The sequence below is a fragment of the Buchnera aphidicola (Lipaphis pseudobrassicae) genome, from assembly GCF_005081185.1.
GTDB lineage: Bacteria > Pseudomonadota > Gammaproteobacteria > Enterobacterales > Enterobacteriaceae > Buchnera > Buchnera aphidicola_AD.
This window is the reverse complement of record NZ_CP034870.1, coordinates 501,694-507,060: the sequence shown is the minus strand read 5'-3', so window position 1 is coordinate 507,060 and position 5,367 is coordinate 501,694. Positions and strand designations below refer to the sequence as shown.

Sequence of the window (5,367 nt, the reverse complement as noted above, 5' to 3'; positions counted from 1 at the left end):
TATGCTAAAATATATTTTTTATCTAAAATTCCATTATATATATCTTTTCTTTTTGGTAAAATTTCATTTTTATTATGGTAAGGCATAGAATATATTGGATATTTAAATCGATCGTTTTTGATTGTTCTAGCTTCTATTATTGGAGTATAGTATCCAGTTATTTTAACATTTCCATAATTATCTATGCCTTTCATTTGAAATGAATCAATACCAAATTTGTTGAGTTGATTAATAATAGAATAGTTTTTTATCCAGTTTGTAATTCTATTATAAATTAGTTTATTTTTTAGATACAAAGATGGAGATGATCTTTTAATTTCTTGAATTTGCAAAAGAAACGATTTCGGATTGATTAGCGTTGTTGTGGTATTTATTATATTGATTTTTGTAACATTTTGTACTAATTTTAATTTATATTGTTTTCCTTGGTTGATCGATTGATTCTTACAAGCTATTATAAAAGTAGATAAAAGAATTAAAAGTATTATTTTTTCTATTTTCTTCATAATTTTTTTATTATATAGTACAAAAATAAATTGTAAAAACATTTATTTTAAATTTAAAAAATTTTTTATAAAAAATATTGTATTTTTTCTTATAAAGGTGTATTATTTTATCTGTAAACGCGGGGTGGAGCAGTCTGGTAGCTCGTCGGGCTCATAACCCGAAGGTCGTTGGTTCAAATCCAGCCCCCGCAACCATATTTTTTTTTGCAATCTTTCTCTTTTTTTAAATCCTATCTTTTAACAACCTTCCAAATTTTTTAAATTTATATTTAATTTTTTCATTTTTTATTTACATTATATAAATTTATAGATATATGAAAAATAATATATATAGATTGTATTAAAAATGCAAGAGGATTATCATGAAAGAACGTACTACTGAATTAGTTCAGGGTTTTCGTCATAGTGTTCCTTATATTAATACACATCGTGGTAAAACGTTTGTAATAATGTTAAGTGGCGATGCAATAAAATATGGTAACTTTTCTGGTATTATAAATGATATAGGATTATTGCATAGTTTAGGGATTCATTTAGTAGTTATATATGGTGCTTGTCCTCAGATTAATACAATTTTAAATGAAAAAAATATTAAAATTACTTATCATAAACATATACGAATCACCGATTTAGTTTCTTTAGAACAAGTAAAGCAAGCAGCAGGAAGATTACAACTTGATATTACAGCAAGATTATCAATGAGTTTAAGTAATACACCTTTACAAGGAGCAAATATTAATGTAGTAAGTGGTAATTTTATTATCGCACAACCATTAGGTGTAGATGATGGTATAGATTATTGTCATAGTGGTACAATAAGAAGGATTGATAAAAATGCAATTGATTGTCAATTAAAAAATGGAGCTATAGTTTTAATCGGACCTGTTGCAGTTTCAGTAACAGGAGAAAGTTTCAATTTAACTTCTGAAGACATAGCAACACAGGTTAGTATCGTTTTAAAAGCAGAAAAAATGATAGGTTTTTGTAGTAAACAAGGAGTAATAAATGATAATGGAAAAATTATTTCTGAATTATTGCCGGATGAAATTAAAAATAAAATTAAACATTTAGAATGTACAGGTGATTATGTTTCTTCTACTGTTCGCTTTTTAAAAGGAGCAATAAAAGCATGTAAAAGTGGAGTTAATCGTAGTCATTTAATTAGTTATTATAAAAATGGAGCGCTTTTACAAGAACTATTTTCTCGTGAAGGAATTGGTACACAGATGGTAATGGAATCTGCAGAAAAAGTTAAACAAGCAAGTATTAATGATATTGTTGGTATATTAGAATTAATACGTCCCTTAGAAAAAAAAGGAATTTTAGTACGTAGATCACGAGAGCAGTTAGAAATAGAGGTTAATAAATTTACTATTATAAAACGTGATAATTTGATTATTGCTTGTGCAGCTTTATATCCTTTTATAAAAGAAAAAATAGGAGAAATGGCTTGTGTCGTTGTTCATCCTGACTATCGTAATTCTTCTAGAGGAGATTTGTTATTAAAAAAAATAAAAGTTCATGCTAGAGAAATACATTTAAAAAAAATTTTTGTATTAACCACTAAAAGTATTCATTGGTTTCAGGAACGAGGTTTTGTTTTAGCTCATATTGATATGTTACCTGAAAGTAAAAAGAAAATGTATAATTATCAACGTGGTTCTAAGATTTTAACAATTGACATATATTAAAGATATTTTTTTATATAATGAATGTAAAATACTTTTTTAGTATTATTAAAATTCTTTAATTCTATCTATTAAACTATTTTTTTTATCTGTTTTTTTTAAAATAGTTTTCATAAAAATTTCTTTTGTTGCAAAAACACTTAATATTTCCTTAGATCTCGTTAAACCAGTATATAAAATATCTTTATTTAAAATTCTTGAGTCAAAATTAGGTAGTATTAAAGTTGTGTTAAAAAATTGAGATCCCTGTGCTTTATGTACAGTTGTAGTCCAACCTGTTTCATAATTTCTTAAAATATTTATGGGTATATTGTGAATATTATCATCTTTCTTTAAAAAAGACACTTGTAATACACCTTTTTTATCAATGTTTGTGATACCTATAGCTCCATTAAATAAATCTAAACACTTATTGTTAATATTAATTACAATAGGTTTTCCTATATACCATCTTGTTTTATTAACATAAAAATATTTAATTATATTTTTTTTATACATATAATCTTCTAATTGTTGATTTAAACCATACACTCCAAATAAACCGTTATTTAATATGCATAATACTTGATAATTTTGAAAAGCTTTTATTATTTCTTGTATTTTTTCTTTGTTTCGTATTTTTTCCCAAAAGTTTTTATAGTTAACAATAATATTTTTAATCATGTTTCTATATTGTTTTATAGAATTTACTTCATGAAAAGTAATATTTTTTATAGAATTATTAAAGAATTTTTTAATAATTGGTTTTTTATTTTTGTAAATAGCATTTGACAAAAGATAAATGCCTGAACTTTTATTAAATCTGTATGATTTTTTTAATGTACATATCTTATTACTTATAAAATTTGGTGTTTTCTTTTCATTGTTGATTAAAAATTGATATTTTGTCAGTGCTTTAATATAATTTAAAATTTTCAAATTATATCCATGATTAGAATAATAACAAATATCTTTTAAAATAAACCCTGTTTCTATTGGACATAGTTGATTGTGATCTCCTATAAAAATTAATTTTGTATTTTTTGATACTGAATTAAATATTTTTTCCATCATCAAAATATCTATCATAGAACTTTCATCGATAATTAATACGTCTAAATCTAATAAATTACCATGTTTAAAATAACTTTTTTGAGAAACTTTTTCAATTCCTAATAATTTATGTATTGTTACTGCATTATAAGGTAAACATTTTTTTTCTTTCTCTGAAAGATAAAGATCAAAAATATTATTTGTTATGATTTCATTTAAATGTGTTGTTGCTTTACCAGTAGGAGCAGATAATTGAATTTTTATTGATTTTTTTTCATTTTTTATTAATGCAATGATTATTTTTAATATAGTAGTAGTTTTTCCAGTACCAGGAGCACCAATAATGAATGTGATATTTGTTATTAGAGTTAGTGCTACTGCTATTTTTTGAAAGTTTTTTTTATTACCGGGAAATAAGTTATCTAATATTTTGGAACATTTTTTTTTATTAACGTTTATCTTATGTTCTTTTTTCAAATATTGAAAAATGTTATTTTCAGCTTTCCACATCTTATAAAGATATATTTTTTTTTTGAATAAAACTAAAGGTGTTAAAATAGAACCATTACTAACAGATGGATGTTTTAGTAATTCTTCTTTCCATTTGAATTTTTTTTCTACTATTTCTAAATAATTTTTAACTAATTTTTTATTAAAAATAGATAAAAAATAATTTTTTTCAAAATATTCAATAGGTAAAAAAATATGTCCATTACTGTTTTCGTAGCTTATGCAAGTTCCTATTAGCATTAAAATTGGATTGTTGTTTGAAATAAACTTTCCAAAATAAAAATCAATAGGTCGAATTAATTTTTTTTGGAGAGATTTTTTAAGTAACATGAAAATATTCATTTTTTATCAATGTTTTTATGAAATTAAAATTATTAATTTTTCTATTAATGAATAATCTGGAAGAATGTAAAAAATTCCATTATTTTTTTTATTTTTTATACCTCTTAAAAACATATAAAGAATTCCACCAAAATGGGTTTTATAATTATAGTTTTTTATTATATTTTTCAAGTATTGATGTATTGCGATACTATATATTTGATATTGAAGATCATATCGTTTTTTAATTATTTCGTTTTTTATATATTCATCTGTATAAAAGTTATTGTTTTTTCCTAACCAATTGGTTTTATAATCTAATATATAATATTTATTTTTCCATATAAAAATTAAATCAATAAAACCCTTTAACACTCCTGAAACAGGATTAAAAAATATTTTTGGCGCAAATAGAGATATAGAATCAAAATTTTGGATAACTTTGTTGAATTTTTCAGAATATAAGGTATTTTTAATAGGTAAAAAAAACTCTAATTCTTGTATGTAGGATTCTTTTTTTAGTTTTGATAAAGTAATTTTTTGATTATTAATGTTAATAGGTACATTTATAATATCATATATCCAAGACATTAATATTGAAGACCATTTTTGAGAAAAACTATATTTATCTAAAATTTCAATAAACCAATTTAAAGTTTTTTTATTTGAAAAATTTAAACTTTTCATTATATAATGAATTAATATTCCAGATTTTTTTCCTGTAGGAAAGCTATGTATGCTTAAATTCTTGTTTTTTGATGCTTGTTCTATTGAAAAGCTTTCTAAAATTATTTCATTATTATTATGGATTAATGACTTATTTTCTTGATTTAATTGAGTAAAGCTAGTTATTTTTTCAGTATTTTCTATTTTTTTATTTAAAAATTTAGGTTTTGGTATTAAATAACAATCTATTTTTTTTTCTATTACCAATTTATTATTAATTGTATTGTTCTTAATTTCTATAATATTTCTTTTTTTTAATTTATTTAATTTAATTAGTAAATGTTCATAGTTCATAGAAATGTTATATTGAATAATATAACCTAAAGCACTTAAGTGTATATCACTATTATTAGTATTTTTTTGTGTTTTCTTTTTTAAACAAGCTATTCCAATACTACAATGAAGTATTGATCTCGTAATTGCAACATATAAAAAACGAATATCTTCTGCCAGTCTTTCTTTATCTGAATGTTCTAAACTTTTACTGCTGTATTTTATATCGAAAAATGTTTTAAAGTTTTTTTCATTATGATATATAGGTGTTATTGATTGAGTAAAATTTATACCAAAAGGTATCCAAACAA

3 protein-coding genes, 1 tRNA gene and 1 pseudogene are annotated in these 5,367 nt (G+C 22.5%); 2 read left to right on the top strand and 3 right to left on the bottom strand.

The window, feature by feature from the left end:
* On the bottom strand, positions 1-509 hold a 509-nt coding region (locus tag D9V70_RS03320; RefSeq protein ID WP_437177667.1), incomplete at its 3' end, for an MltA domain-containing protein.
* A 115-nt stretch (positions 510-624) separates the two neighbouring features.
* On the opposite strand from D9V70_RS03320, the gene D9V70_RS02360 reads away from it, so the two are divergent.
* Positions 625-701, top strand: a tRNA-Met gene (locus D9V70_RS02360).
* A gap of 167 nt (positions 702-868) precedes the next feature.
* Complete coding sequence (gene argA / locus D9V70_RS02355; protein ID WP_158356136.1) at positions 869-2,197, top strand: amino-acid N-acetyltransferase; 1,329 nt, start codon at positions 869-871, stop codon at positions 2,195-2,197.
* A gap of 45 nt (positions 2,198-2,242) precedes the next feature.
* On the opposite strand, the gene recD is transcribed toward argA, so the two are convergent.
* Together recD and D9V70_RS02345 are read right to left on the bottom strand one after the other, a co-directional pair.
* Complete coding sequence (recD, locus tag D9V70_RS02350) at positions 2,243-4,072, bottom strand: exodeoxyribonuclease V subunit alpha (RefSeq protein WP_158356296.1); 1,830 nt, start codon at positions 4,070-4,072, stop codon at positions 2,243-2,245.
* 21 nt (positions 4,073-4,093) lie between these two features.
* Positions 4,094-5,367: pseudogene (locus tag D9V70_RS02345) on the bottom strand (exodeoxyribonuclease V subunit beta); the annotation flags it as partial.

Bases quoted from the DNA above. Each gene is read 5' to 3' on its own strand.
- argA (WP_158356136.1), top strand. From the start codon at position 869: ATGAAAGAACGTACTACTGAATTAGTTCAGGGTTTTCGTCATAGTGTT.